Source organism: Sphingomonas pokkalii (genome assembly GCF_003096275.1).
Taxonomy (GTDB): domain Bacteria; phylum Pseudomonadota; class Alphaproteobacteria; order Sphingomonadales; family Sphingomonadaceae; genus Sphingomonas; species Sphingomonas pokkalii.
This window is the reverse complement of the sequence record NZ_QENQ01000001.1, coordinates 3,293,882-3,318,389: the sequence shown is the minus strand read 5'-3', so window position 1 is coordinate 3,318,389 and position 24,508 is coordinate 3,293,882. Positions and strand designations below refer to the sequence as shown.

General features: G+C 67.6%; 18 protein-coding genes. 9 read left to right on the top strand and 9 right to left on the bottom strand.

Going from position 1 to position 24,508, the window contains the following annotated elements:
- Positions 1-50: 50 nt before the first annotated feature.
- The 5 genes from DD559_RS15210 to DD559_RS15190 all read right to left on the bottom strand — a co-directional run bounded on the left by DD559_RS15210 (position 51) and on the right by DD559_RS15190 (position 6,937).
- Entirely contained in the window at positions 51-2,252 is a 2,202-nt protein-coding gene (locus DD559_RS15210; protein WP_116469936.1) for a TonB-dependent receptor, read from the bottom strand.
- Positions 2,253-2,292: 40 nt separating this feature from the next.
- Complete coding sequence (locus DD559_RS15205; protein ID WP_240610286.1) at positions 2,293-3,543, bottom strand: serine hydrolase domain-containing protein; 1,251 nt, start codon at positions 3,541-3,543, stop codon at positions 2,293-2,295.
- A gap of 115 nt (positions 3,544-3,658) precedes the next feature.
- Positions 3,659-4,807 (bottom strand): helix-turn-helix transcriptional regulator, encoded by a 1,149-nt coding sequence (locus DD559_RS15200; RefSeq protein WP_116469935.1) that lies wholly within the window; start codon positions 4,805-4,807, stop codon positions 3,659-3,661.
- A gap of 96 nt (positions 4,808-4,903) precedes the next feature.
- Entirely contained in the window at positions 4,904-5,845 is a 942-nt protein-coding gene (locus DD559_RS15195) for an alpha/beta hydrolase (RefSeq protein ID WP_116470941.1), read from the bottom strand.
- 87 nt (positions 5,846-5,932) lie between these two features.
- Positions 5,933-6,937: a LacI family DNA-binding transcriptional regulator gene (locus tag DD559_RS15190; RefSeq protein ID WP_116469934.1), complete on the bottom strand. Its 1,005-nt coding sequence runs from the start codon at positions 6,935-6,937 to the stop codon at positions 5,933-5,935.
- A gap of 200 nt (positions 6,938-7,137) precedes the next feature.
- Here DD559_RS15190 and DD559_RS15185 point away from each other — a divergent pair, with 200 nt between their 5' ends.
- Both DD559_RS15185 and DD559_RS15180 read left to right on the top strand, forming a co-directional pair.
- Positions 7,138-8,205: an alpha/beta hydrolase gene (locus tag DD559_RS15185; RefSeq protein ID WP_240610285.1), complete on the top strand. Its 1,068-nt coding sequence runs from the start codon at positions 7,138-7,140 to the stop codon at positions 8,203-8,205.
- A gap of 3 nt (positions 8,206-8,208) precedes the next feature.
- Positions 8,209-9,153 (top strand): alpha/beta hydrolase, encoded by a 945-nt coding sequence (locus DD559_RS15180; RefSeq protein WP_116469933.1) that lies wholly within the window; start codon positions 8,209-8,211, stop codon positions 9,151-9,153.
- A 1-nt stretch (position 9,154) separates the two neighbouring features.
- Here DD559_RS15180 and DD559_RS15175 read toward each other — a convergent pair whose 3' ends face one another.
- Positions 9,155-10,264, bottom strand: a complete 1,110-nt coding sequence (locus DD559_RS15175) for an alpha/beta hydrolase (protein ID WP_116469932.1) — start codon at positions 10,262-10,264, stop codon at positions 9,155-9,157.
- A gap of 124 nt (positions 10,265-10,388) precedes the next feature.
- On the opposite strand from DD559_RS15175, the gene DD559_RS15170 reads away from it, so the two are divergent.
- Together DD559_RS15170 and DD559_RS15165 are read left to right on the top strand one after the other, a co-directional pair.
- Positions 10,389-11,420: an alpha/beta hydrolase gene (locus DD559_RS15170; protein ID WP_240610284.1), complete on the top strand. Its 1,032-nt coding sequence runs from the start codon at positions 10,389-10,391 to the stop codon at positions 11,418-11,420.
- 114 nt (positions 11,421-11,534) lie between these two features.
- Positions 11,535-13,682 carry a TonB-dependent receptor gene (locus tag DD559_RS15165; protein WP_116469930.1) on the top strand — a complete coding sequence of 716 codons (2,148 nt, stop codon included), beginning with the start codon at positions 11,535-11,537 and terminating at the stop codon, positions 13,680-13,682.
- A gap of 46 nt (positions 13,683-13,728) precedes the next feature.
- Here DD559_RS15165 and DD559_RS15160 read toward each other — a convergent pair whose 3' ends face one another.
- The 3 genes from DD559_RS15160 to DD559_RS15150 all read right to left on the bottom strand — a co-directional run bounded on the left by DD559_RS15160 (position 13,729) and on the right by DD559_RS15150 (position 18,238).
- Entirely contained in the window at positions 13,729-14,484 is a 756-nt protein-coding gene (locus tag DD559_RS15160) for a UTRA domain-containing protein (RefSeq protein ID WP_116469929.1), read from the bottom strand.
- Positions 14,485-14,581: 97 nt separating this feature from the next.
- The gene (locus DD559_RS15155) at positions 14,582-17,389 is read right to left on the bottom strand and encodes a TonB-dependent receptor (RefSeq protein ID WP_165831110.1); all 2,808 of its coding nucleotides are present in this window, start codon (positions 17,387-17,389) and stop codon (positions 14,582-14,584) included.
- Positions 17,390-17,638: 249 nt separating this feature from the next.
- Positions 17,639-18,238, bottom strand: a complete 600-nt coding sequence (locus tag DD559_RS15150; protein WP_116469927.1) for an HD domain-containing protein — start codon at positions 18,236-18,238, stop codon at positions 17,639-17,641.
- A 102-nt stretch (positions 18,239-18,340) separates the two neighbouring features.
- Here DD559_RS15150 and DD559_RS15145 point away from each other — a divergent pair, with 102 nt between their 5' ends.
- Genes DD559_RS15145 through phnX form a run of 5 tightly spaced genes read left to right on the top strand, consistent with a single transcriptional unit; the run spans position 18,341 to position 24,410 of the window.
- Positions 18,341-20,467, top strand: coding sequence for a phosphocholine-specific phospholipase C (locus DD559_RS15145; protein ID WP_116469926.1), 2,127 nt, complete (start codon positions 18,341-18,343; stop codon positions 20,465-20,467).
- Positions 20,464-21,219, top strand: coding sequence for an acid phosphatase (locus tag DD559_RS15140; protein WP_116469925.1), 756 nt, complete (start codon positions 20,464-20,466; stop codon positions 21,217-21,219). Before DD559_RS15145 ends, DD559_RS15140 begins: the two co-directional genes overlap by 4 nt.
- Positions 21,213-22,502 (top strand): DUF5690 family protein, encoded by a 1,290-nt coding sequence (locus tag DD559_RS15135; RefSeq protein ID WP_116469924.1) that lies wholly within the window; start codon positions 21,213-21,215, stop codon positions 22,500-22,502. The genes DD559_RS15140 and DD559_RS15135 overlap by 7 nt, the downstream gene beginning before the upstream one ends.
- Positions 22,489-23,610, top strand: a complete 1,122-nt coding sequence (locus tag DD559_RS15130; RefSeq protein WP_116469923.1) for a TIGR03364 family FAD-dependent oxidoreductase — start codon at positions 22,489-22,491, stop codon at positions 23,608-23,610. Before DD559_RS15135 ends, DD559_RS15130 begins: the two co-directional genes overlap by 14 nt.
- Positions 23,607-24,410, top strand: coding sequence for a phosphonoacetaldehyde hydrolase (gene phnX / locus DD559_RS15125; RefSeq protein ID WP_116469922.1), 804 nt, complete (start codon positions 23,607-23,609; stop codon positions 24,408-24,410). The genes DD559_RS15130 and phnX overlap by 4 nt, the downstream gene beginning before the upstream one ends.
- The last annotated feature ends 98 nt before the right edge of the window (positions 24,411-24,508 follow it).

Below are 24,508 nucleotides of genomic sequence, written 5' to 3'. Positions count from 1 at the left end.
TTCCGGGGGATGGGCCGATTTCCCGGCGCATCCCCCGCCCCCTTTGTCGATCAGAAAGTGAAGCCCGCCCGGATTCCATATTCGCGCGGGGCGCCATAGAATTCGCGCAGCCCGAACTGGCCGCTGACATAGCGCTCGCCGGTCAGGTTCGTGCCATAGGCTTCGATGTGATAGCGGCCGCTGCGCAACGTGATCAGCCCGGAAACCAGGCCATAGCCGGCGATCCGATCCGAAACCGGCGAATAGGCCAGATAGGTGAAGCGCGGGCCGACATAGGCATAGTTGATCCGCGGCGTCAGCGTCATGCCTTTGGGCAGGGCGAATTCATAGGCTGCGCTGCCGCCATAGGTCCAGTTGGGCGAATAGAGATTCGGCCCGCCGGTGGTGGTGATGATCGCCGGGGTATAATCGAAACAGACCGGCGGATTGGACGGCGTGCCGGCCGGGCATTGCGGCCCCAGCGTCGCCGAGGGGATGCGGCGGGTGTTGACGAAGGTCAGGCCCGACAGCTTCGAATGGACATAGGCGACATTGCCGTCGAGGCTGAATCCGCCGAAACGGCTCTGCACCTGCGCCTCGAAGCCCTTGATCTTGCCCTTGGACAGGTTCTGCACGCCGTTGAAGCCGGTGCTCGGCTCGACGATCTCGAACTGGAAATCCGAATAATCGTTGTAGAAGGCGGAAACCTGGGTCCGGACATGGCGGTCGAGCAGGCTCCCCTTCCAGCCGATCTCGTAGTTCCACACCATTTCCGGCCGGAACTGCGAACTCACCGTGTTGAAGCCGCCCGGCTTGTAGCCGCGCGCGACGAAGGCGTAGAGCAGATGATCGGGATTGACCGTCCAGTTGATCGCCGCCTTGCCGGTCACGCGGCCATCCTCATGCGATCCGGACAGATCGGAAACCGGCAGGCCGGTCGGCGGGAATCCCGGAATGCCCGCACCGATCCGCACCGCACCGGTGCCGCTCGCCTTGTAGTTGGAATAGCGCCCGCCGAGTTGCAGCTGCACATCGGGCACGATCTTGTAGCTCACCTGCGCGAACGCGCCCAGCGTGGTGCGTTCGTTCACCGGGTCGATGTCGGTGGGGAAGCCGCCCTGCGTCTGGCGGATACGCACATCGATCTTGTTGCGCTGGTAATAGCCGCCGACGATCCATTCGAACCGCCCGCCGCTCGGCGAGATCAGGTTCACTTCCTCGCTATACTGGCGTTCGCGCGCGAAATAATCCTCGCGAATGCCGCCGCCTGCGCTCACCGGTGCCTGGGATGCGTCGAGGTCGTTGACGCCCTGAATCTTCTTGTTCTGATAGCCGGTGATCGACCGCAGCACGACGCCCCCGGCGAATTCCTTGCGCAGTTCCAGACTGGTGATGAACGCCTTTTCGCGGATCGCGACCGGCGTGTCGTAGCTGAGCGTGTAGATATCGCCGACACGGAACGCGCCGAATTCGGTGCCCGCGATCGGACGATAGGCATAGCCGCCGATGTTGCGATCGTTGATCTGCGTCTTCCACAGCGCGCGGAAGCTGCCCGGCTCCCACAGCACGCCGATGCGGCCGCCCTTTTCGTCGAGCTTGCCGGCCCGGTTGTTGAACGGGCCGACATCCTTGAAATAGCTGTCGTGCCCGCGATAGAAGCCGGCGCCGCGCACCGCGAGGTTGCCGGTCAGCGGTACGTTCAGCGCCCCTTCGATGCCGAAGTTGCCGCGATTGCCGCCATTCCCTTCGACGTAGCCGTTGACGCCCTTCACGTCCGGGTTGCGCGAATTGATGAAGATCGCGCCGCCGGTGGAATTGCTGCCGACCAGCGTGCCCTGCGGCCCGCGCAGCACTTCCACGCTCGCTAGGTCGTAGAAGCTGTTGGCCTGCACGATCGGCGGCTGGAACAGTCCGTCGACATAGGTGGCGACGCCCGCCGTCACATTGGGCGAATTGCTCGCCAGGCCGATGCCGCGGATGTTGACGGCGGCGGTGATGCCGGCATCGGTGATCGACAGCGCCGGCGTGGCGTTCTGCAGATCGTTCAGCCGCACCACCGCATTTGCCTTCAGTTCGCTCGGGTCCAGCGCCGTCGCGGCCACCGGCACCTTCTGCAGGTTTTCGGTCCGTCGCTGGGCCGTGACGACGATCTCGCCCAGCGTGCCGGATTCCGCCTGTTGCGGCGCGGTCGCGGGCGCTGCCGCTTCCTGCGCCGCCGCCGGGATCGCGGTGCCGCCGATCAAGGCGGCCCCCGCGAGCAATAACTGCTTCATATCACTCTCCCACTATCGTTATATTTTTGTTTTCTTAATATTATTTCGGATTCCACGCCGATGCGGCATGCAGGAAGGCGCCGGTTTCGGCCGTCGGCGCATCTTCGCCGCCCGGCGGGAAATAGCTGATCTTGACGACCACCGTGCGCGAGCGCGGGTCGACATAGATATACTGGCCCTGCAGCCCCAGCGCGGTGAAGGCGCCGCTATTGTCGAGCAGCCACCATTGCATGGCATAGCCGCTCGGCATGCCCGGCGCCTTGGGATCGGCCGGGGTGGAAGCGGCGGTGGAGGTCTTCACCCAGCCCGCCGGGATAACCTGCCGTCCATTGGCCTTGCCGCCGTCGAGCATCATCTGGCCGATCTTGGCGAAGTCGCGCAGCGTGGCGTTGAATCCGGCGCCGCTGAACTCGCGACCCACGCCCGGCTGGCCGTCCATGATGTAGAAGGCATCGCTTTCGGCGCCCAGCGGCTCCCACAATTTCTGGCTGGTATAGCCGGCGACGGTGGTGCCGCTCACCCGCTCGATCAGCCAGCCGAGCACCGCGGTGTCGAGCGTCTTGTACTGGAAGGTACTGCCCGGCGCATGTGCCCGCTTGATCGTCCGCGCGACATCGGCGAACCGCACCACATTCTTCACCAAGGCGTTGATATGATTGTAGGCGGCGACGCCGGGATGCGCGAAGTCGTAGCGCTCTTCATAATCGACGCCCGATCGCATCTCCAGAATCTGGCGGATGGTGACGCCGTCATAGCCGCCACCCTTCAGTTCGGGCAGATAGGCGGTGATGGGATCCTCGATCGACTTGATCTTCCCATCGGCCAGCGCGCAGCCGACGAGCAGCGAGGTGATCGACTTGGTCATCGACCAGGCGATGAAGCGCGAATTCTCGTCGCTGTTGTTGCGATAGATTTCGCTGACGATCTTGCCGTTCTTCATCACCAGCAGCGCGTTGGTGTAGGTTCGCTCCAGGAATTCGTCGGCGCGGTAGGTCTTGCCGCCGAAACTGTACGTGAAATCCAGCGGCGCATCGACGCGGGGCAGCAGCCAGGGCGTACCGCTATGGGCAACGGTCCGCGTGGTGAACAGCCGATCCATGCTGCGGAAGGTGAGCGTGTTGATGTCGCCGTCCAGCACGTGCCAGCGCGCGATCTGTACCGCGGTCGGCACCGAGGAAACGGGCCCGCCCTGCAATTCGGGAGGCAGCGTCTGCTGGGCCGTAGCGGGCTGCGCGCCGATGCACAGCGCACCTAGAACGAAAGACGTGAAATAGCTTGTTGGGTTGCGCACGCGCACTCTCTCCATCACTACGGTCGGGCGAGTGCCGACTCGTCTGATGGTAGATGATGGCAGCGCGACGCACGGCCCGCGGCTCCCATATGGGATATGCGTTGCTACCGATGGCTCAGTGGATCTGCCCCTGCAGCGGCGCCAGGGCGGAGGCATAGAGCTTGCCGACCAGATCGGACTGGCGACGACTATCCGTCTTGTCGAGAATGCGCTTGCTCTGGATCCGCACGGTGCCCACCGAAACGCCGCGCTGCGCGGCATATTCGGTGAGCGAAAGGCCATGCGACAGGGCAATGGCCAGCTGCGCCTCTGCTGGGGTGAGCCCAAATAGCGACATGACCGCCCCGGTGGAGAAGGCGGGCGGACGCGCGGGATCGACAAGCAATAGCGCCACGTCGCTGCCGCTGCCCGCCCAGGTTGCGGTGGCGTCGCCGCCCAGCGCGTCGAGCGGCAACGCCACCGCCTGAATCTGCGCGCCGGCGACAGGCTCGATGGTTGCCGATGCGATCTCCTGTCCGGGCGCGGTGGCGAGCAATTGCTGCAACCGATGGCGGCCCTCGGCGCTTTCGGCGCGCAGGCGGCGCTCGACGATCCGCATCGGCGCGCCTTCGCCCAGCATCCGGGCCGCGGCGTGATTGTGCCAGCGCACCTCACCCTCCGGCGAGCACAGCAGGATCGCCGCGCGCAGCCGATCCATCACGCTCGCCAGCGCGGCTTCCGCCGCCTGCGCCGATTGCAGCTTCGTGGAAAGCCGCGCCATCGTCTGCAGATGGGGGCCCAAATCCCGCAACATCCGCACGTCGTTGCCGTCAATCGCATCCGCATCCTCGATGCGACGGTGCAGAATCAGGCTAAGATAGCGGGAAGGCGCGAATTCCAGCAGCAGGCCGGTACCCCCGCGCAGCCCGATCTGCGCCAGCCGGCGCCGCGTCTCGGCCAGCATTGGCGATCCCTGCCCGAACCTTTCCCGATCGGTGAGCACCGAAACCGGGCTTTTGGGCAGCAGGTCCGGGTTGATGGTCAGCCGGGGATTGTCGGGGTTGTTGATCCAGCGATCGTGCGCCGCGGCATGATCGTGCGAATAGGAATCGCGCTCCTGCCAACCATGGGTGAGGCTGTTTCCCAGGCGATGATAGACCTGGACGGCAGCGCTGCGGACGCCGACACCGTCGCAAATCTGGTCGAGCACCGATCGCCAGCGCTCGGGATGGTCGCAGCAACCGTATAGCGCAGGCAGAATCCGCGCGCTGAAATCACGCTCCATGGCAGCCTCTCCGTCAACGGCACCTTCGTGGCGCTTCTATGCTCCGAAAGTTATATCAAATAACAATAGCCGCGCAAATCATGAAAGCGACACCCCTTACGCCCGGTCCGGCCAGGAGACCGTATCGGCCCGCCGCAGCCATGCATCGAACAGCGCGGTCCACTGCCCCGCCCCGGCGTTGCGCGGCCCGGTGCCGAAGCCGTGCCCGCCTTCGTGGAACAGGTGCAATTCCACCGGCCGTCCCGCCTGCTGCATCGCCTCTGCCAGCAGCACACTGTTGCCGAACGGGACCAGCGCGTCGTCCATCGCATGGACGAGGAATATCGGCGGGGTAGCACCGGTGATCCGCGTCGCGGGCGAGCGGCGCGCGAGCAACGCGGCTTCGGGCGTCTCGCCCAGTAACGCCTCGCGCGAGCCGGGATGGGCGTCCGCCCCGTCCATCGCCACCACCGGATAGAACAGCCCACCGGCCATCGGATGCGCCGACAGCGCGTCCGCCGCATCGACTGCGGCGTAGAGCGTCTCCTCCGCCCCGGTGAGCAGCGACGCCGCCAGATGCCCGCCCGCGGAGAACCCCAGCACCGCAACCGCTGCCGGATCGAATCCTTCCGCGGTCGCGCGGGCGCGGACCAGCCGCATCGCCCGCTGCGCATCCATCAACGGCACGTCGGCCCGCGCCGACCAGCCTTCCGCCGGCAAGCGGTAGGTCAGCACGAACACCGCATAGCCCCGCGCGCAGAACGCGTCGGCGATGTCGAGTCCTTCGTTGCGGATCGAAACAAAGCCATAGCCGCCACCCGGCAGCACCAGCAGCGCGGCGCCGTTCGGCATGGCGGGTCGAAACAGGCGCAGTTGCGGGCGATCGATGCCGGTGCGGAAGCTTTCCGGCAGTTCGGGTGCGCGGGGCGACGGCACGAAGCACCCGCCGGGCGGAGCGCCGGGCCAGAGATCGATCGCCTCCCCCCGGTGCCAGCCCGCTGGTATCGGCACGCGCGAGGCGGGAATGTCCAGGGGTTCGGGTGCGCGCAGCGCGGCCATCATCGCTTCCTTCCACCGCGCGCCACCGCCCGCGATCGTCGGCCGGCAGCGTGCGTAATCGTTTGTTCAGAATTACCCTGCACCGCGTCAGGTGGAGCTGCGCAGGATCAGGTTGGGTGCGATCATCCGGCTTTCGGTGGCTTCGCCCGCCAGGCGGCGCAGCAGCAACTCCACCATCAGCCCGGCGCCGCGCCGCAATTGCTGGTCCACGGTGGTGAGCGGCGGCGAAACCTGCGCGCCCACCGGCAGCCCGTCATAGCCGATCACCTTCACCCGACCCGGCACGTCGACCTGCAGTTCCTGCAGCGCCCGCAGCACGCCGATCGCCGTGACGTCCGATCCCGCGACAATGCCGTCCGGCAGTTCGGCGATCCCGTCCAGCTGCGCCAGGATATCGGCAAAGGCGGCCTCCGGCTCGAAATGCGACGGCAGCTCGATCAGCGTTTCGCTCAGCCCCTGTTCGTGCAGCACCTGCTTCACGCCCTGTAGACGCTCTCCGAACTCCGGCCCCCGCGTCGGACCGGCAAAAGCGATGCGGCGGCATCCGCGCTCGATCAGATGCCGTGCAGCCAGGATGCCACCGGCTCGATTGTCCGATCCCACCGAACAATGATGCTGCCCGGAAACCTGGCCGCCCCACACCACCATCGGCAGATAGCGGCGCGACACCGTTTCGATCACCGCGAATTCGGTCGACTGGCCGATGACGATGATCCCGTCCACCTTGCCCGATCCGATATAGCGATCGAGCCAGCGGTCGCTCTTGGGCAACACGCGGGAGAGCAGCAGGTCATAGCCGTGGTCGCTCAGCGCATCGGCCAGGAAGCCGGTCATGGTGTTGAAGAACGGATCGGAAAGATGCTGCGCCGCTTCGTGCCCCAGCGGCACCAGCACCCCGACCGTCATCGTCCGCTGGGTCCGCAGGTTGCGCGCAGTGACATTGGGTTGATAGCCGAGCCGATCGGCCAGCGTCGCGATCCGTTGCCGCGTCTCCTCGCTCACCCGGCCGGTGCCGGACAGCGCACGCGAGATCGTTGCCGTGGAAACGCCGGCCAGCTGGGCAAATTCCTTGAGATTCTTGATGTTCGACATGCCCCGCCGCTCGCACTCGTGATTCCGGCATGGTAGCGTGCCCGCCAAGGCATCGAAACCAGCCCCCTTCCGCAGCCGCCGACGGCGACGAAAGATGGTGGGTTCTATCGGTGAAAAAAGCGTTTGCAGCAATGCACAATCGATTCCACAACCGCCCGGCAAACAAACGTCGCACGATGCGTCAGACACATGGGAAGAGGATGAAGATGCAGTTGGATCGGCGCGAGCTCCATCGGTGGTTCCTCGGCATGGGTGCCGCGACGGCGCTCGCTGCGCCCGGGCGGCTGCTTGCCCGCGCGGCGGAAGCGGGCGATCCGCTCCGCCTGGTCGATCCGGAGCTGCGCGCTGCCGCCCAGGCGATGCTGTCGCAGCACTTCCCGCCGCTCACTCGCGCCGGCCTGCCCGCGCTACGCGCCGGCTGGGTTGCCCCGCCGCCGCTTCCCGCCCCCGCCCCGTCGGTCGAGATCCGCACCATCCCCGGCCCCAAGGGCGCGCCTTCGGTGCCGGTGGAACTGATCGGCGTGCGGAGCCGGCCCGCGCCGTGTCCGGCGATCCTCCACATCCATGGCGGCGGCATGATTTCCGGTCGCGCGCGCAACATGACCGCCTTCTGCCAGACGATCGCAGCCGAGTTCGATTGCGTGGTCGTCAATGTCGAATATCGCCTGTCGCCCGAAACGCCGTTTCCGGGGCCGGTGGAGGATAATTATGCCGCGCTCATCTGGCTCGCCGCCAATGCCGCCGCACTGGGTGTCGATCCGCGCCGCATCGCGGTTGCGGGCGGCAGCGCCGGCGGCGGCCTCGCAGCGATGGTGTCGATACTCGCCCGCGATCACGGCGGGCCGTCGCTCTGCCAGCAGATCCTGCTCTATCCGATGCTCGACGATCGTACCGGCAGCACGCGCAAGCCGCCGGCCCACCTCGCACCCGTCGGCTGGTCGGCGGACGCGAATGCATTCGGCTGGAGCGCGTTTCTGAACGTCCCAGCCGGATCGGCCACGGTTCCCGCCGGATCGGTGCCGGCACGCGCGGCGAATCTCGCGGGGCTGCCCCCCACCTTTATCGGCGTCGGCGCGATTGACCTTTTCGTTGACGAAGACCTGGACTTCGGCCGCCGCCTGATCGACGCGGGCGTCCCCACCGCCCTGCACGTTTCCCCGGGCGCCTTCCACGCCTTCGATTTCGTCGTGCCCGATGCCGCCGTGTCCAAGGCGTTCACCGGCGCCTGGAAGGCCGCCCTCCGCACTGCGTTCAACAAGGAAGCCTGAGCCATGGCGGCGATCGACATCACCCGGCGCACCCTGCTCGGCGCTACCGTGGCGACCCCGGCGCTGGCCCTGGCGCAAACGGGCCGCGATCCGCTGGGGCCGCTGCCGCCGAGCTGGCACCAGGCGGAAGTGATCGATCTCTGGGGCAGCACGCTCCCCGAAACCGGCTTCGCGGCCAAGCCGGTGCCGGCAGACGCGCCGCCGGGCTTCTTCCGTAACGTCGCCCGGCCGACGCTGCACCGCTTTCCCGCGGCCAAGCCCAACGGCACCGCGGTGCTGCTCACGCCCGGCGGCGGCTACAGCATCATCGTCGGCACCCATGAAGGTACCGACACCGCCGAGGCGCTCGCGGCGCGCGGCTACACCTGCTACGTGCTGATCTACCGTCTACCCGGCGAAGGCTGGACGGATCGGCAGGACGTGCCGTTGCAGGATGCGCAGCGCGCCATCCGCCTGATCCGCGCGCGCGAGGCCTCGCCGCGCGTCGTCGCGCTCGGCTATTCGGCGGGCGGCCATCTCGCCGCCAGCCTCACCACCGGCTATGCCGAAAGCCTCTATGCCCCGCGCGACGCCGCCGATCGACTGTCCGCCCGGCCCGACGCTGCCGGGCTGATCTATCCGGTCATCACCACCGATCCGGCCTTCACCCATGCCGGCTCGGTCGCCGCGCTGCTGGGTCCGGCGCCGGATGCCGCCGCGCTCGAACGGCGGTCGCCCGATCGCCATGTCGATGCGAAGACGCCGCCCTGCTTCCTCGTCCATGCGCTCGACGATGCCGCGGTGCCACCAGAAAACAGCCTCAGGATGCTCGCCGCCCTGCGCGCCGCGAAGGTGCCGGCCGAGGCACATCTGTTCCAGCGCGGAGGTCATGGCTTCGGGCTGGGCACGCCCGGCCAGCCCAGCGCCGACTGGCCGGAACTGTTCGACCGCTGGCTGCGCGCGCGCTAGATCATCGCTTCAGGTGCCGATCGAAGAAGCGCAGGATCACCGCATAGGCATCGCGCGATTCCGGTACGTCGGGATTGTAGAAGAAGCCGTGGAACAGCCCTTCCCACACATGCAGGTCCGCCTCCACGCCCAGCCGGGTGAGCTCCGCATGGGTCTTCACCGCCGAACTCAGCTCGAAGCCGCGGGTCGCCGTCAGGATCAGCGTCGGCGGGAACGCGCGTAGCACCGACTCCGACGCGGCCGGGGAAACCAGCGGATCGGCCGGATCGGTGCCTGCGAAATAGGGCAGCGCCGATCCCGGCTTGGAGGGCGCACGCGGCCATTCCGGCGCTGCCCGCGCCTCGCCGATCGCCGCCGTGGTGTAATCGGCATCGCCGCCAAAACCGTTGGTCGAACTGGTCAGCCCGGCACAGAACACGCCGATCGCGCCCGGCCGGGGCAACGCGTGGCGCTGGAACCAGGCAGTCGCCATACCGGTCAGCATGCCCCCGGCCGAACAGCCATAGATGCCGATACTCGCCGCCGGATAGCGCTTGAGCAGCGCGCGATACACGCTCGCCACATCCTCGCTCGCCGCCGGAAAGCGATGCGCCGGCCCCTGCCGATAGTCGACCGAAACGACGCGGATGCCCCCCAGCGCCGCGATCGGCATCGATTCCAGCTCGGCACAGCCGGGGAAGCAGCCCATGAACCCGCCGCCATGCAGGTTGATCAGCACGCGGTTGCGGTTCGCCGGCTTGATCCCCTGTTTTGGCGCATAGTCATATACATGCACGCCGCCGATCTGCCGTTCGGTCATCACCGTCGGATAGAGTTGCTTCTGCCGCGCGATATAGGGGGCCAGGAACAACGGCACGCCGTTCTTCTGCTGCAGCAGCGCCGGCGTCTGCATCGCGTGGAGATGCTCGTTCACGTAGCGCTGCGCTTCCGGGCTCAGCATCGGCGACACCGGGACCGCCATGGCCGGCACCTGCACGGTGCCGTCTGCATCCACCTGCACCGTCGGCGCCGCGCGCTGCGCCGACACGCCCGTCGGCGCCCCCGCCAGCGCCGCGGCGATCACCGCCGTCGCCATCCGCACCGCCCGCGCGCCCGCCTTGCCCGTCCGCATCGATCCTCTCCCATGGGTTATCGACGCAAGCGTAATCGATTACTCCGTCATCGACAACCGCACTGCAATCGATTACGGCAACATCACAAAGCCGAGCAAACCGGCAACAGGAGAGGAGCGCGCAATGCCGCCGATGCCGCCAGTGTTTCAGCCGGACCCGCGTGCCGGAAGCACCACCGTGCCGCTGGATGACGATGGCGCCATCCTCGCCCGCGTCGCCCCCGAGTTGCGCGACGGTGCCCGGCTGGTGCTGGGCCATCCCCTGCCCGATCCGCTCACCCATGCGGCGGTGCTGGCGATGCGCGCCTCGGCGCCGCCGCCTGCCGCGCCGCTGCCTGCCCCGGCCGCCGGGATCGTCCACCACCCGTTGCCCGCGGCGCACGGGCGGCCCGCTACCAGCATCGCCGTGATCGGCGCGCGGCCCGGCACCGCACCGCGGCCCGCGGTGCTCCATATCCATGGCGGTGGCTTCCTCGTCGGGCGGGCACCGGATACCTATGCCGCCTCGCAGCGCCTGGCGGACGATCTCGATTGCGTGGTCGTCGAAGCCGAATATCGCCTTGCGCCTGAAACGCCGTTCCCGGGCCCGCTGGAGGACTGCCACGCCGCCCTTGTCTGGCTTCACGCCAATGCCGCGCGACTGGGGGTCCATCCGCAGCGGATCGCAGTGATGGGCGAAAGCGCCGGGGGCGGCCTTGCCGCGATGCTGGCGATCGCCGCCCGCGATCGGCGCAGCGTGCCGCTCTGTTGCCAGATCCTGATCTATCCGATGCTCGATGATCGCACCGGCAGCACCCGCGCCGTGCCGCCGTTCATCGGCACGATCGGCTGGAATGCCCCGTCCAACCGCTATGGTTGGTCCGCCTTTCTCGGCCGCCCGGCCGGCGGCGCGCGGGTGCCCGCCGGCGCGGTGCCGGCGCGGGCCGAAACGCTGGCCGGGCTGCCGCCCACCTTTATCGGCGTCGGCGCGATCGATCTCTTCGTCGACGAAGACATCGCCTATGCCCAGCGCCTGATCGCCGCCGGGGTGCCCACCGATCTGCGCGTGGTGCCGGGCGCCTATCACGGGTTCGATTTCATCGCGCCGCAGTCCCAGGCATCGATCGCCTTCGCCGCCGCCTGGAAACACACGCTCCGCACCGCCTTCGCGTCCTGACGCCCGCACCGCCGGGCCGCTGCAAAAGCGGTTGCGGCGACGGGCCTGGAATGATAGGCAATGCGCAATCGATTACACGGCCAACAAGGCCGCACCATGAGGGGAGGATTGGACATGACGCGTTCCAACAGCAGCTGGAAGGCCGTGCTTTCGGCTTCGGCCGCAATGCTGATGGCGATGCCCGCGCTCGCGCAACAGGCCGAGTCGCAGACGCCGCCGCCGGCCGAACAGGCCGAGGAAGGCGAAATCGTCGTCACCGCGCTCAAATCCGGTTCGGTGAAGCTCGATCGCGTCCCGCTCGCGATCCAGGCCTTTACCGGCGATACGCTGAAGCGCCGCAACGTCCGCGACGGCGCCGATCTGATCCAACTCATCCCCGGCGCCTCGCAGGCCCAGGAAATCGGTGCCGGCTACCGGATTTTCTCGTTCCGCGGCTCGGGCGCCGGCGGCCCGATCGGCGACGGGCTGATCGGCTATTATCTCGACGAGACGCCGTTCGGCGTGCCGAACAACCAGGCTGCGCCGCCGGTCCAGTATTTCGATATCGACCGGGTGGAGGTGCTGCGCGGACCGCAGGGCACGCTCTACGGCCTCGGCTCTTCGGGCGGCACGATCATCTATCACACCAAGAACCCCGATCTCGAACGCGTCACCACCGCCGGCGAAGCGGAAATCTCCACCACCCGCGATACCAGCGAGCTCAACTATCGCGCGGCGGCGGCCGTTTCCGTGCCGCTGGTGCCCGGCAGCCTCGGTCTCCGCGTCAGCGGCGGCTATGATCGCCGCGCCGGCACCGCCGATATCTATAGCGGCGCCCCCACCGGCACTCCGCGCGCGCGCGACGCGAACGAGGTTCGCGCCAAGGATATCCAGGCGGTGCTGCTATGGCAGCCCGATGCGCTCACCACCGTCCGCCTGCGCGGCTGGTATTTCAGCACCGATCAGGATTATCTGAACGTACTCAATTCGGTGAACCCTCCCTTCGCCTCGTTCCAGGGCGACGTGGTCGGCTATGACAAGCGCCGCGCCTATTACATCTCGAACACCATCACCCGCGATGTCGGCCAGTTCACCATCACCAACGCCACCTCGTTCCAGCGCTCGCTGCCGGGCGGCTTCGCGGTCGGCCTGAATCTGGGCGCGCCGCTCGGCATCGGCACGTTGATCAATGGGGGGGATGCGAACAACTTCGTCAACGAACTGCGCATCGCCACGTCCAAGACCGGCCCGTTCCATGGCGTCGCGGGGGTCTTCTATCAGAAGGCGAAGGGGCTCTATACCTTCAGCCTCAACTTCCCGACCCTGGCGCTGAGCGGCAACACCATCACCCGCACCGAGAACGCCGCGCTCTTCTCCGAAGCCAGCTACGAACTGTTCGGCGGCAAGCTCGTGCCGCTCGTCGGCCTGCGCTATTTCAAGGATACGCGCTCGTCGGATTCGCTGTCGAACGGCGACCGGGTGTTCAGCCGCGCGACGCCGGATGCGCTCACCTGGCGCGCCAACCTCGCTTATTATCCGGCGAAGGACTGGATGGTCTTCTTCAACAGCGGCACCGGCTTCCGCAGCGGCATCCTGCAATCCAAGGCGCAGGCGGATGCGGTGATCGCGGACGGCGTGCCCAGCGCGCTTTCGCTCTCGCCGGACAAGCTGCGCAACCTCGAGCTCGGCATGAAGGGTTCGATGTTCGACGGCGCGCTGCGCGTCGCGATCAGCCTGTACGACATCAAGTACACGAACATTCAAAGCGCCTTCAACACCTCGATCGGCCTTTCCGCCTTCGCCAATCTCGGCGACGGCAAGAGCCAGGGCATCGATATCGAGACGACATGGCGCACGCCGCTCAAGGGGCTGGCGCTGTCGCTGGTCGGCAACATCAACGATTCCACCTACACCAACGTCATCCCCGCCTATACGGCCAGCGATCGGCGCATCGCCAACGGCACGCGCCTGCTCAACACGCCGCCGCACAACTTCCGGCTCGATGCGAACTATGACCGGAAGGTCGGCAGCGTCGATCTGTTCGCCACCGCCTCCGCGACCGCGGTCGGCCGGGCGCGCAACGGCGATGCGACGGTGAACACGCTCAACCCCTATCAGCTCTACCAGGCGAGCATCGGCGTCCGCTTCGATCGCTACGAGGTGCGGCTGTTCGGCGACAACCTGTCCGACGAGCGCGGCCCCACCGCCGCCAACGGCCCCACCCTGCTGGCCGGCCCGCGTCCGCGCACGATCGGCCTCACCTTCCGCATGAACGCGCAATAGCCACGGCACGGGCGGCGGGCCTTCGGGCGCCGCCGCCCGGCACTTCTCAGGGCCGCACCTGCAGGTCCACATGCACCCGGATGGCGTCGTGGCGCCAATATTCGTGGTCATATTCGACCACCGCGCCATTTTCCGCAAAGCTGGTGCGCACCACCAGCAGCCCCGGCGTGCCCGGCTTCACGCCCAGCATCTCGGCGACCGACGTGGTGAGCGCACAGGGCCGCATGTCCACCCGGTTGCGCACCGCCTGCAGACCATAATGGGTGCTGAGAATCTGGGTGAGCGATCCATTCAGATCATGCTCGGCCAGCCCCGGCGCCAGCACCGGATCGACCATGATCCGCTCGATCAGCACCGCCCGCCCGTCGATCGATCGGCGGCGGGTGACACAATGCATCGGCGTGCCCGGCGCGCGGCGGAAGATATCCGCCACCGCGGAGGGCGCCGCCACGCTTTCGATCGAGAGCGTTTCGGTTGCGGGCACCCGCTGCTGTTCGACGACATAGGTCATGAACCCCGCCCAGCGCGTCGGATCATAGGTCACCGGCGGCGGCGAGACATACCAGCCGCTGCGATCGCGCCGATAGATCAGCCCTTCGGCCTCGAGCTGGAACAGCGCCTCGCGGATCGTGCCGCGCGCGGTGCCGGTATCGGTTTGCAACTGCCGTTCGGAGGGCAGCCGCGCACCGGGGGAGAGCTTGCCCAGATCGATCGCGCTGGCGATCTGGTCGCGCAGCGCAAGATATTGCGGGCGATCGTCTTCGCCGCGCGGGACGCCCAGCAGGGAAATCGCGGACGGCATCGACGGGGAGCACCTTTTCGCAGCAACGGGTCCGCCCGATTGGCAGGGCGGCGGCGCGCCCGTCAAGCCACGCCGCCGCCTGCCCTGTCCCGGCGGATCAGAAGTTGATGTTGGTCCGCACGATGAAGGTCCGGCCCGGCTCCATATAGTCCTTCTGGTAGCTGGGGTTGTCACCCTTGGTGGTGTAATAGCGCCAATCGTTCAGCAGGTTCGCCACATCAAAATCGATCGCGACATTGCGGCTGAAATTATAGCGCGAATGGAAGTCCACGCTGCGATTGTGCTGCACCCATTTGTCGACGGCGTTATCGCGCAGGCTTTCAACATATTTGCCGCGATAATTGTACGAAAGCTTCATCTGAAGCCCGTATTTCTGATAGGTGAGCGCAGCATTGTAGAGCAGGTGCGGGGTATTCACGAACCGCATCTTCCGGCCCATGCGATAGGCCTGGCCGCTATCCGCCGCACTGTGCTGCACCGTCAGGTTGCCTTCGAAGCCGAAGCCATCGAACGGCGCGGCCAGCCCCTGGAACTGCTTGATGACGCCCAGTTCGGCGCCATAGACCTCGGCGGTCTTGCCGTTCTGCGGCTGGGTGATTTCGACGATGCCGCTGCGGGTCGCCGCGTTCACCTGGCTGCCGTTGGTGAAGATGAAGTTGCTGATGCGCTTGTAATAGCCCGCCAGCGATATCTGGCTGGAAAGATCGGGATACCATTCGATCGAAACGTCGGCGTTGGTGGAACGCGCCGGCTTCAGATCGGGGTTGCCGCGGCTGATCGCGATGATCTCGTTGGTCGCCTTGTCGCGGGCGATCGACTGGCCCGACGAGAGATAGCCATATTCGGGCGGCGAATAGCCGGTCCACAGCGCCGCGCGATAGACATGCTTGTCGTCCGGCCGCCAGTTGGCGGTCACACTCGGCAGGAACACCGTATAGCCGCGCGAGGTGCTGTCGAACCCGCTCTTCGCGCCGTCGTCGGACCAGAACCGGTTATAGGTATCGCGATGCTCGACGCGGCCGCCGGTGACGATGTCGATCGCGCCCGCCTTGATGTCTGCCAGGGCATAGCCGGCATAGATCGTCTCGCGGCCGTTGCGGTCGTCGCGCAGCAGGTCGGTGCCGGTCGTCTGGCTGCCGGGCTGCGCAGCGATGGCGGCGTTGATCGCGGAGATCACCGCCGCCCGGCTGAGTACCGGGCCGTAATAATATTCGCCGCCCAGAATGCTGTTCACCGTCTTCTGGATCAGCCCCGAGGCCGCCAGCGACTTGCCGTCGAGGGGGGTGCCGCCGAAATCGCCGTTCCACACCGGCGTCGAATCATAGGCGCGGCTGGAACGCAGCCATTTCGCGCCGATCTGCACATGATCGATCACGCCGCCCAGGTCGTAGCGCGCATCGAGCTTCGCCGCCCAGCGGCTGTCGCGCTGCTTCCAGCGGCTCAGCCCGGCGCTGTCGAACGGCAGCAGCGACGGATCCCGCTCGACGTTCACGGCATAGGCGGGCAGGCTGGGATGCGGGAAACGCGGATCGTGCGATACCCAGTCCATGCCGGTAGCGTTGAGCGGATAGGTGCAGGCATCGCAATTATAGCTCACGCTATACTGGCCCGGCGTCTCCTGCGCACCGCCGCTATAGCTCAGGTCGTAGCTCAGCTTCAGCTTGTCGATGCTGCTGATGCCGCCGATCTGCACGGTCGCCATATACTGGCTGTAGTCCTGGGTCTCGAAGCTGCGCGCGAACTGGAAGATCTTGGGATTCCACACGCCCGAACGGCCGTTCAGCGACCAATATTGCTTCGAGTTGCGATCGGCGTCGGTGATCCGCCCGTCGCCGTCCGCATCGACCACCTGGCCGGGGGTATAGCCATAGATGTTGCCCAGCTTCGGGTCGCGGCCGATGATCATGTCTTCGGGCTGGCGGAGGCTGGTATCCTCGGGGTTCACCTGGGTCAGCCGCGGGCTCTTGCGGTTGCGATAATCGGTATAGTCGTTGGTGCCGACCTTCTCGAAATGCGCATATTGCCCGCGCAGATAGAGCTGAGTGCTGTCGCCATGATAATCGAACGAGGCATTGCCGCCCCAGCGGGTCTGGCGGAAACGGCGATAGTCCAGGTCGATACCCGGCAGGTGCATGTTCTTTTCGGAAATCGCCTCAATGGAATTCTTGCGCCAGATATGCGGCTCCCACTCGCCGTCATTCTCGGTTTCCTGGCTGTTGCCGTGCGAAACGCCGTAATTGCCCGAAACGAAGAAGCCGAAGCGATCCTCGGCGAAGCGGCGCCCGTAATCGAGCTGCCCCTGATACAGCGCCGCATTCTCGCCCGACGTGCGGGCATAGCTGTTGAAGCCGCCGCTCAGCCAGGCGCGCAATACCTGCCGGTTCTTGAAATCGAACGCAGTGGGCGTGCGGAAATTGATCGTGCCGCCGATCGCATCGCCGTCCTGGTCGGGGGTCAGCGTCTTGGTCACGCGGATCTCGGCCAGGCCGTTGGGCGGCAGCAGGTTGAGCGAAACGTCGCGGCTGCCGCTGTCGGTCTGGGCCACGCGCACGCCGTTCACCATCGTCGCGTTATAGGTTCCCGAAAGGCCGCGGATGGTGACATACTGGCCTTCGCCCGTCTCCTGGTTCACGATCACGCTCAGGCCCGGCACCCGCGCCAGCGCATCGGCGACGGTCGCGTCCGGGATCTTGCCCAGATCGTCGGCGCTGATCACTTCCACCACCGACGTCGCGGTGCGCTTGGCGGCGATCGCCGCCTGGGTGCTGAGAAGCTGGCCGCTGACGACGATTTCGGATTCGTCCTGCTGTTGCTGCGCCCAGGCGGCTGCGGGCGTGAGCGTCGCCAACATCGTACTGGCGAGCGCCAGCCTGCGGACCCGCATTCCATGGATGAATTGCTGCATGATTTCCCCCGTCGCCGTATCCGGCGATGCTCGCTGCGTCGCCGATCGGCCCGGGGCGGACGCACGCCCGCACCCGCCCGGCAGCAGCCGGACGGCGCAGGAAAACGGCATCGAACCCACAGGCGCGAACCGGGTTGGCGACATCCCCCCGGCAGCAACTGGTATAAACCAGATTCGCGTGACGCCTGCGTTACAGCGCTGCCGAAAACCGCCCCGCTGCCGCCAATCCCTTGATGCAGGACAAGGAATTCAGCCGCGGGCATGCCCGGCGACGATCCCGCTCCGGTCCGCGACTCGCGGCGCTACCAAGCGTTCGAGCAGCGGCCGATAGGATTGGAGATCGGCAACCGGACAGCCGATGCGCTTGCCCCAATCGTCGAACCGGCGGAGTTGCACCGCATCCTCGAAGAAGCGCTCGCGCTCGAATGCGGCCACCTCCTCGGGAAGCATCGCCCCGCCCTGCACGTCCAGGCTGAGCAGCGACGCCGCGCTCAGGCCGGCCGTGTAGGCCGCATCGACCGCGCACAGATAGCGCTTCGCCGCGACGTGCAACCGCACCGGTTCGGTCACCGCGGGCGAAAAGGCGCGGGAAAGCGCCAGCGCCCCGGTATCCTCGTGCCGCGCATCCCGGCCCATCAACTCGATGGCATTGCCCTGCGGATCGAGCATCCTGCCGATATCGTGCAGCAGCGCCGCGGCAACCAGCGTGTCCGCGCAGCCATGGTCCTTTGCCAGCTGGGCGCATTGCAGCGCGTGGTCCAGCTGCGAGACATTCTCTCCGTAATGCGCGTCGCCGTGCCGGGCAAAGGCATCGAAAATCTGCTCGAGCACGGAATTGGAAGGCGACATGGAAGCTCCCTTTCGGCCGGCGGATTCCTCCGGCTGTCGTCAAACTGTAGCGATATTGGACTATACCAGTTCCACTAGCTTGGTTCGGGGAGGAAGGGAACCATGAATTCGGCCAATCGCCGCGATCTGCTGAAATGGGCCGGGGGCGCCGGATTGGGATCGCTATGGCCGGGGCTGATCGATCGTGCGGTGGCGATTCCGGCGGCGCGGCGCACCGGCACGATCCGCGACGTGCGCCATATCGTCGTGCACATGCAGGAAAACCGGTCGTTCGATCATTATTTCGGCATGTTGAACGGCGTGCGCGGCTTCGGCGATCCCCGTCCGCTGCGCCTGCCCGGCGGCCGCAGCGTGTGGGCGCAACCCTCGGCCGAGCATCGCGACGGGCATGTCCTTCCCTATCATGGCGATTCGCGCATCAGCCGCGCGTTCAAGGTCGACGGCGCGGACCAGTCGCATGTCGAGAACATGCACATCTTCAACCGCGGCCGCTATGATCGCTGGGGTCACACCGGCGAACTGCACAACCGCCTGCTCCATTACGGCCCGGGCGACCTGCCCTTCTATTACGCGCTGGCCGACGCCTTCACCGTCTGCGACGCCTATCACTGCTCGACGATGACGCAGACCTACCCCAACCGCCTGCACCTGTTCAGCGGGTGCAATGGCGGCGGCGCGGTGGGCGGCGATCCGCAGATGCACAATTATGGCGAGGACGAAACGCCCAGCGCCGATATGGCGCAGGACCAGCAACTGCGTCCCGATGCCTATCGCTGGACCACCTATGCCGAACGGCTGCAGGCGGCAGGCGTCCGCTGGAAGGTCTATCAGGAATACGACAATTTCGGCGACAACCTGCTCTCGGTCTTCCCGCCCTTCCGTCCCTGCGCCAAGGAGTCGCCGCTCTATCAGCGCGGCCGAGCCTGGGTGAGCGAACACAAACAGGGCCCGGACCGTACCCGGTCGGACGGCGAACAGCTGGTCGAGGCGTTCCGCCGCGACGTCGCCGCCGGCACGCTGCCGCAGATCTCGTGGATCGTCACCGCCGCCGATCTTTCCGAACACCCGACCGCCGCGCCGGCCAAGGGCGAACATGTCACCGCCAGGCTGATCGAGGCATTGGTCGATCACCCGGAGGTATTCGCCAGCACCGTGTTCATCCTCAACTATGACGAAGCCGGCGGCTTCTTCGATCACATGCCGCCGCCGGTGCCGCCGGTGGGGCGCTATCGCGGCCATTCGACCGTGCCGGTGGACGGCGAGGCCAAGGACTATGCCGGCACCGCCCAGGCGGGCGGCGAGGCGCATCCGATCGGTCTCGGCATCCGCACGCCGGCGGTGCTGGTCTCGCCGTGGAGCCGGGGCGGGCAGGTCTGCTCGGAGCTGTTCGATCACACCTCGGTGCTCCGGTTCATGGAGCGCTGCTTCGGCGTCGCCGAGCCCAATATCAGCCCGTGGCGCCGCGCCGTATGCGGGGATCTTACCAGCGCGTTCGATTTCGCCCATCCCCAGGACGACCTGCGCCGCCTGCGCCTGCCGGGGACCGGCGATTTCCGCCAGCGTGTCGCGCGGTCGCACGCAGGGGCCGCCACCGCCATTCCCGCCAGCCAGCGGCCGACCGCGCAGATGCCGGCCCAGCGGGCCCACCGCCCCCTGCCCTATGCCGTGGACCTGCGCGTCGGCGCCACGCCCGCGGGCCTGTTGCGGCTCGAATTCGTCAACAACGGCGGCACCGGCGCCACCTTCACCGTCCACGACAATCGCGATGTCGAGGAACCCTGGCACTTCACGATCGGCGCCGGCCATCGCCACGCGCAGGAGGATTGGCGCGCCGACCGCCCCCATGACCTCACCGTGCGCGGACCGAACGGCTTCTGGCGGCGACTGGCGGGCGCGGCGGCGCCGACGCTGGACGTCGCACTGCTCCAGCTGCCGGCGCGCGGCGCGGCGGAACTGGTGCTGCACAACCGGGGGCCCGCGCCGGCGCAGCTCACCATCGCGATGGACGCGCGCTATCCGGTCAGCGGCGCCCGTACCCGGATGCTGACCCTCGCACCTGGCGAAACCGCCCGCGATCGCTGGCCGCTCGCCGCTAGCGACCACTGGTACGATCTCAGCGTGATGCTGGTCGGGGACGACGCCTTTCTGCGCCGCTTCGCCGGCAAGATCGAAACCGGGCAGGTCGGCCGCACCGATCCCGGCATCGGCGCGATGCAGGTGACGGCATGATCCGCGCACCGCTCGCAGCCGCCGCCCTGATGCTCGCCGCACCGGCGGTGCAGGACCAGGGCCCCTATCTCACGCCGGCGCAATATCCGGACGGAATGGCGATCCTGCCGCCCCCGCCGGCACCGGACAGCCCCGCCGCCGCGCTCGACCTACAGGTCTTCCGCGACACCCGCAGGCTGGAAGGCTCGCCGCGCTGGAAGATCGCGACCGAAGACGTCACCAACGACCCGCTCCGCCGCAACGCCTGCGCGCTCGGGCTGGCGCTCGATGCCGGCCGCGCGCCCGCGCTCGCCCGGCTGCTCGATCGCGCCGGCACCGGCCCGGTGGTGGGCCGGGTCAAGGCCGCCTATCAGGTGCCGCGCCCCTATCTCCGCGTCGAAGGACCGATCTGCGAACCGAAGACCGCGCACCTCGCGGGCAATGGCGATTATCCCTCCGGCCACACCGCCAATGGCTGGCTGGAAGCGCTGATCCTTGCCGAGGTGGCACCCGATCGCGCCACCGCGCTGCTCGCCCGTGGCCGCGCCTTTGGCGAAAGCCGGGCGATCTGCGGATCGCACAGCAAAAGCGCCGTCGAAGCGGGCTATCTCGCCGGCGCGGCAATCTTCGCGGTGCTGCACCGCGCGCCCGCCTTCCAGCACGATCTCGCCGCCGCGCGCAGCGAGGTCGATCGGCTGCGCAGCACCGCTCCCCGCCCCGATCCGGCGCAGTGCAAGGCCGAGGACGAAGTGCTGAAGGTGCGGCCATGGTGACGCGCGCCGCCCGCGACACTGCCTCCACGCCGGCCGTCCCGCTGTTCCTCGGCGGGCTGGCGGCGTTCGGCGCCTATTTCGCGATGTACGCCTTTCGCAAACCGTTCGCCGCGGCCACCTACGCCGATGTCGCCGGCTGGCATATCGCGATCGACTATAAATCCGCGCTGCTGATCGCCCAGGTGATCGGCTATGCCCTGTCGAAGCTGATCGGCGTGCGGATGATCGCCGAGGCTGGCCGCCAGGGTCGCGCGCGGAGCATCCTGGCGCTGATCGGCCTGTCCTGGCTCGCGCTGGTCGCCTTCGCGCTCCTGCCGGCGCCTTGGAACGTCGCCTGCATGTTCCTCAACGGCCTGCCGCTGGGGCTGATCTGGGGGCTGGTATTCAGCTATGTCGAGGGGCGACGCGTCTCCGAACTGCTCGGTTCGATGCTCTGCGCCAGCTTCATCCTCGCGTCCGGCGTGGTGAAATCGGTGGCGATGCTGCTGATGCAGGCGGGCGTGGCGGAGCGCTGGATGCCGGCCGCCACCGGCCTCGCCTTCGTGCCGCTGCTGCTGCTCGCCCTGTGGCACCTCGAACGCCTGCCCCCGCCCGACGCCCGCGACGAAGCCGAACGCGTCGTCCGCGTGCCGATGCGCGCCGCCGACCGCGCCGCCTTCCTACGGGCGCACGGATATACGCTAACGCTACTCATTATCGGATATGTCCTGCTCACCGCCCTGCGTGACATTCGCGACAATTTCGCCGCGGAGATCTGGGCCGCGCTCGGCCATGGCGGCGACGCCGCGATCTTTTCGGCCAGCGAGCTGCCCGTGGCGACGCTGGTGCTCGCGGCGCTCGCGCTGCTGATGCTGGTGCGCGACAATCTCCGCGCGCTGCTGGCGATGCACGGGCTGATCCTGCTCGGTGCGCTGCTGCTCGGCCTGTCGACGCTCGCCTTCCAGGCCGGTCTGCTCGTGCCCTTGCCGTGGATGGTCGTCACCGGTGCCGGGCTGTACCTTGCCTATACCCCGTTCAACGCGATGCTGTTCGATCGCATGATCGCCACCATCGGCACCGCCGCCAATGCCGGCTTCCTGATCTATATCGCCGATGCCTCTGGCTATGCCGGCAGCGTCGCGCTGCTGCTGGTGCACAGCCTGGGTACGCCGCAACTGGCCTGGCTGCCCTTCTTCACGACCTGCTGCTATCTGACCGCGCTCGCCGTCGCCCTCTGCACGGCCGTCTCCGCGTGGCACTTCCTGCGCGGCCGCCGGGCCGGAGCGTCGCATGTCGCGGCATGATATCGTCATCGTCGGCGCCGGCATTGTCGGCCTTGCCCATGCGCTGGCGGCGGCGCGACGGGGCCGCCGCGTGCTGGTGGTCGATCGCGATGCCGCCGCCAACGGCGCGTCGATCCGCAATTTCGGATTCGTCACGGTTACCGGACAAGAAGCCGGCGCGGTGTGGGGCCTGGCCCGCCGCAGCGCGCAAATCTGGGCGGAGATCGCGCCCGCGGCCGGTATCGCGATCGAGCAGCGCGGCCTGTTGCTCGCCGCGCACCGGCGGGAAGCGGAAGCCGTGCTCGACGCGTTTCTCGCCACGCCGATGGGCAGCGACTGCCGACGCCTGCCCCCCGCCGATCTTGCCCGGCACTGGCCGATGCTCGTGCCGCCGCGCGCAGCCTTGTGGAGCCCGCACGATCTGCGCGTCGAATCGCGCACCGCGATTCCCCGTCTCGCCGGCTGGCTGGCGGCGGCCCATGGCGTCGCCTTCGCGTATGGCACCGCCGTCCATGCCGTCGAAACCGGACGCGTCGAAACCAGCCGCGGCCCGATCTTCGCCGATCAGGTGATCGTCTGCCCCGGCGACGATTGGGCGACGCTGTTCCCCGATTGCTATGCCGAAGCCGGCATCACCCGCTGCAAGCTCCAGATGCTGCGACTTGCCGCCCCGGGCTGGCACCTCGCCTCGCCGGTGATGGGGGATCTCAGCATGGTACGCTATCTCGGCTATGCCGCGCTGCCCGAAGCCGCCGCCCTCCGCGCGCGGCTGGAGGCCGAACCCGCCGCCGCCGCCGCGCTCGCCCACGGGGTACATCTGATCGCGGTGCAGAGCGCCGATGGCAGCCTGGTCGTCGGCGACAGCCACCATTATGCGCCCACGCCCGACCCATTCGCCGCCGACGCCGTCGATGCACATATCCTTGCCGCCTATACCGAACTGCTGGGGCCGCCGCCGCCGGTGCTCGCCCGCTGGACCGGCACCTACGCCTCGGCCGCCGGCCACAGCATCGTCCGCGCGCCTGCGCGCGACGTGCGGCTGGTGGTGGTGACGAGCGGCACCGGCGCCTCGACCAGCTTCGCGCTGGCCGAACAGGTTCTCGATACGATGATGGGGGAGACGGCATGACGCAGCCGCTAAAGGCCGTGGTGTTCGATTGGGCCGGAACGATGATCGATTTCGGCAGTCGCGCGCCCGTGGTGGCGCTGTGCCGCGCCTTCGCCGCCGAAGGCGTGCCGGTGGAAGAGGCGGAGGCCCGCGCCGATATGGGCCTTGCCAAGCGCGACCATATCCGCGCCCTGCTCGCCCAGCCGCGCATCGCCGCCGCATGGGCCGATCGTCACGGCGCGGCGCCTTGCGAGGCGGCGGGCGACCGGATCTTCGCCGCGATCGAACCGATGATGCGCGAAGCCGCCCGCGCATGCACCGCGTTGATCCCCGGCGCCGCCGCGATCGCCGGCCGCCTTCAGGCCGCCGGGGTGCCGGTCGGCTCCTGCACCGGCTATACAAGGGCGATGATGGCCGACATCCTGCCCCGCGCCGCCGAACAGGGCTATCGGCCCGATATGCTCGTCTGCGCTGGCGATACGCCGATGGGTCGGCCTTCGCCGCTGATGCTGTGGAAGAACCTGGTCGAACTCGGCGCCTGGCCGGCCGATGCCTGCGTCAAGGTCGATGATGCCGAAGTGGGCATTGCGGAAGGACGCGCTGCGGGGGTGTGGACGATCGGAGTCGCGGCGAGCGGCAATGGCGTCGGCTTGTCCCAAAGCGCGCTTGCCGCGCTCTCGGCCGAGGATCGGGCGGCGCGAATCGCTGCCGCACGCGCGGCGCTGCGCGCGGCCGGCGCGCATGTCGTGATCGACAGCGTCGCCGATCTTCCCGCCGCGCTCCGCCAACTGCCGATCGACGCCCCCGCGCTGGACGGCTGACGCCAACGGCGGTCGGAGGGGGCGGCAGCGCGGGGACTTCCGATCCGCCGAGTGCGCCGGATATCGCCGCGTTCGCGAAACGGCGGCGTCGCCCCAGG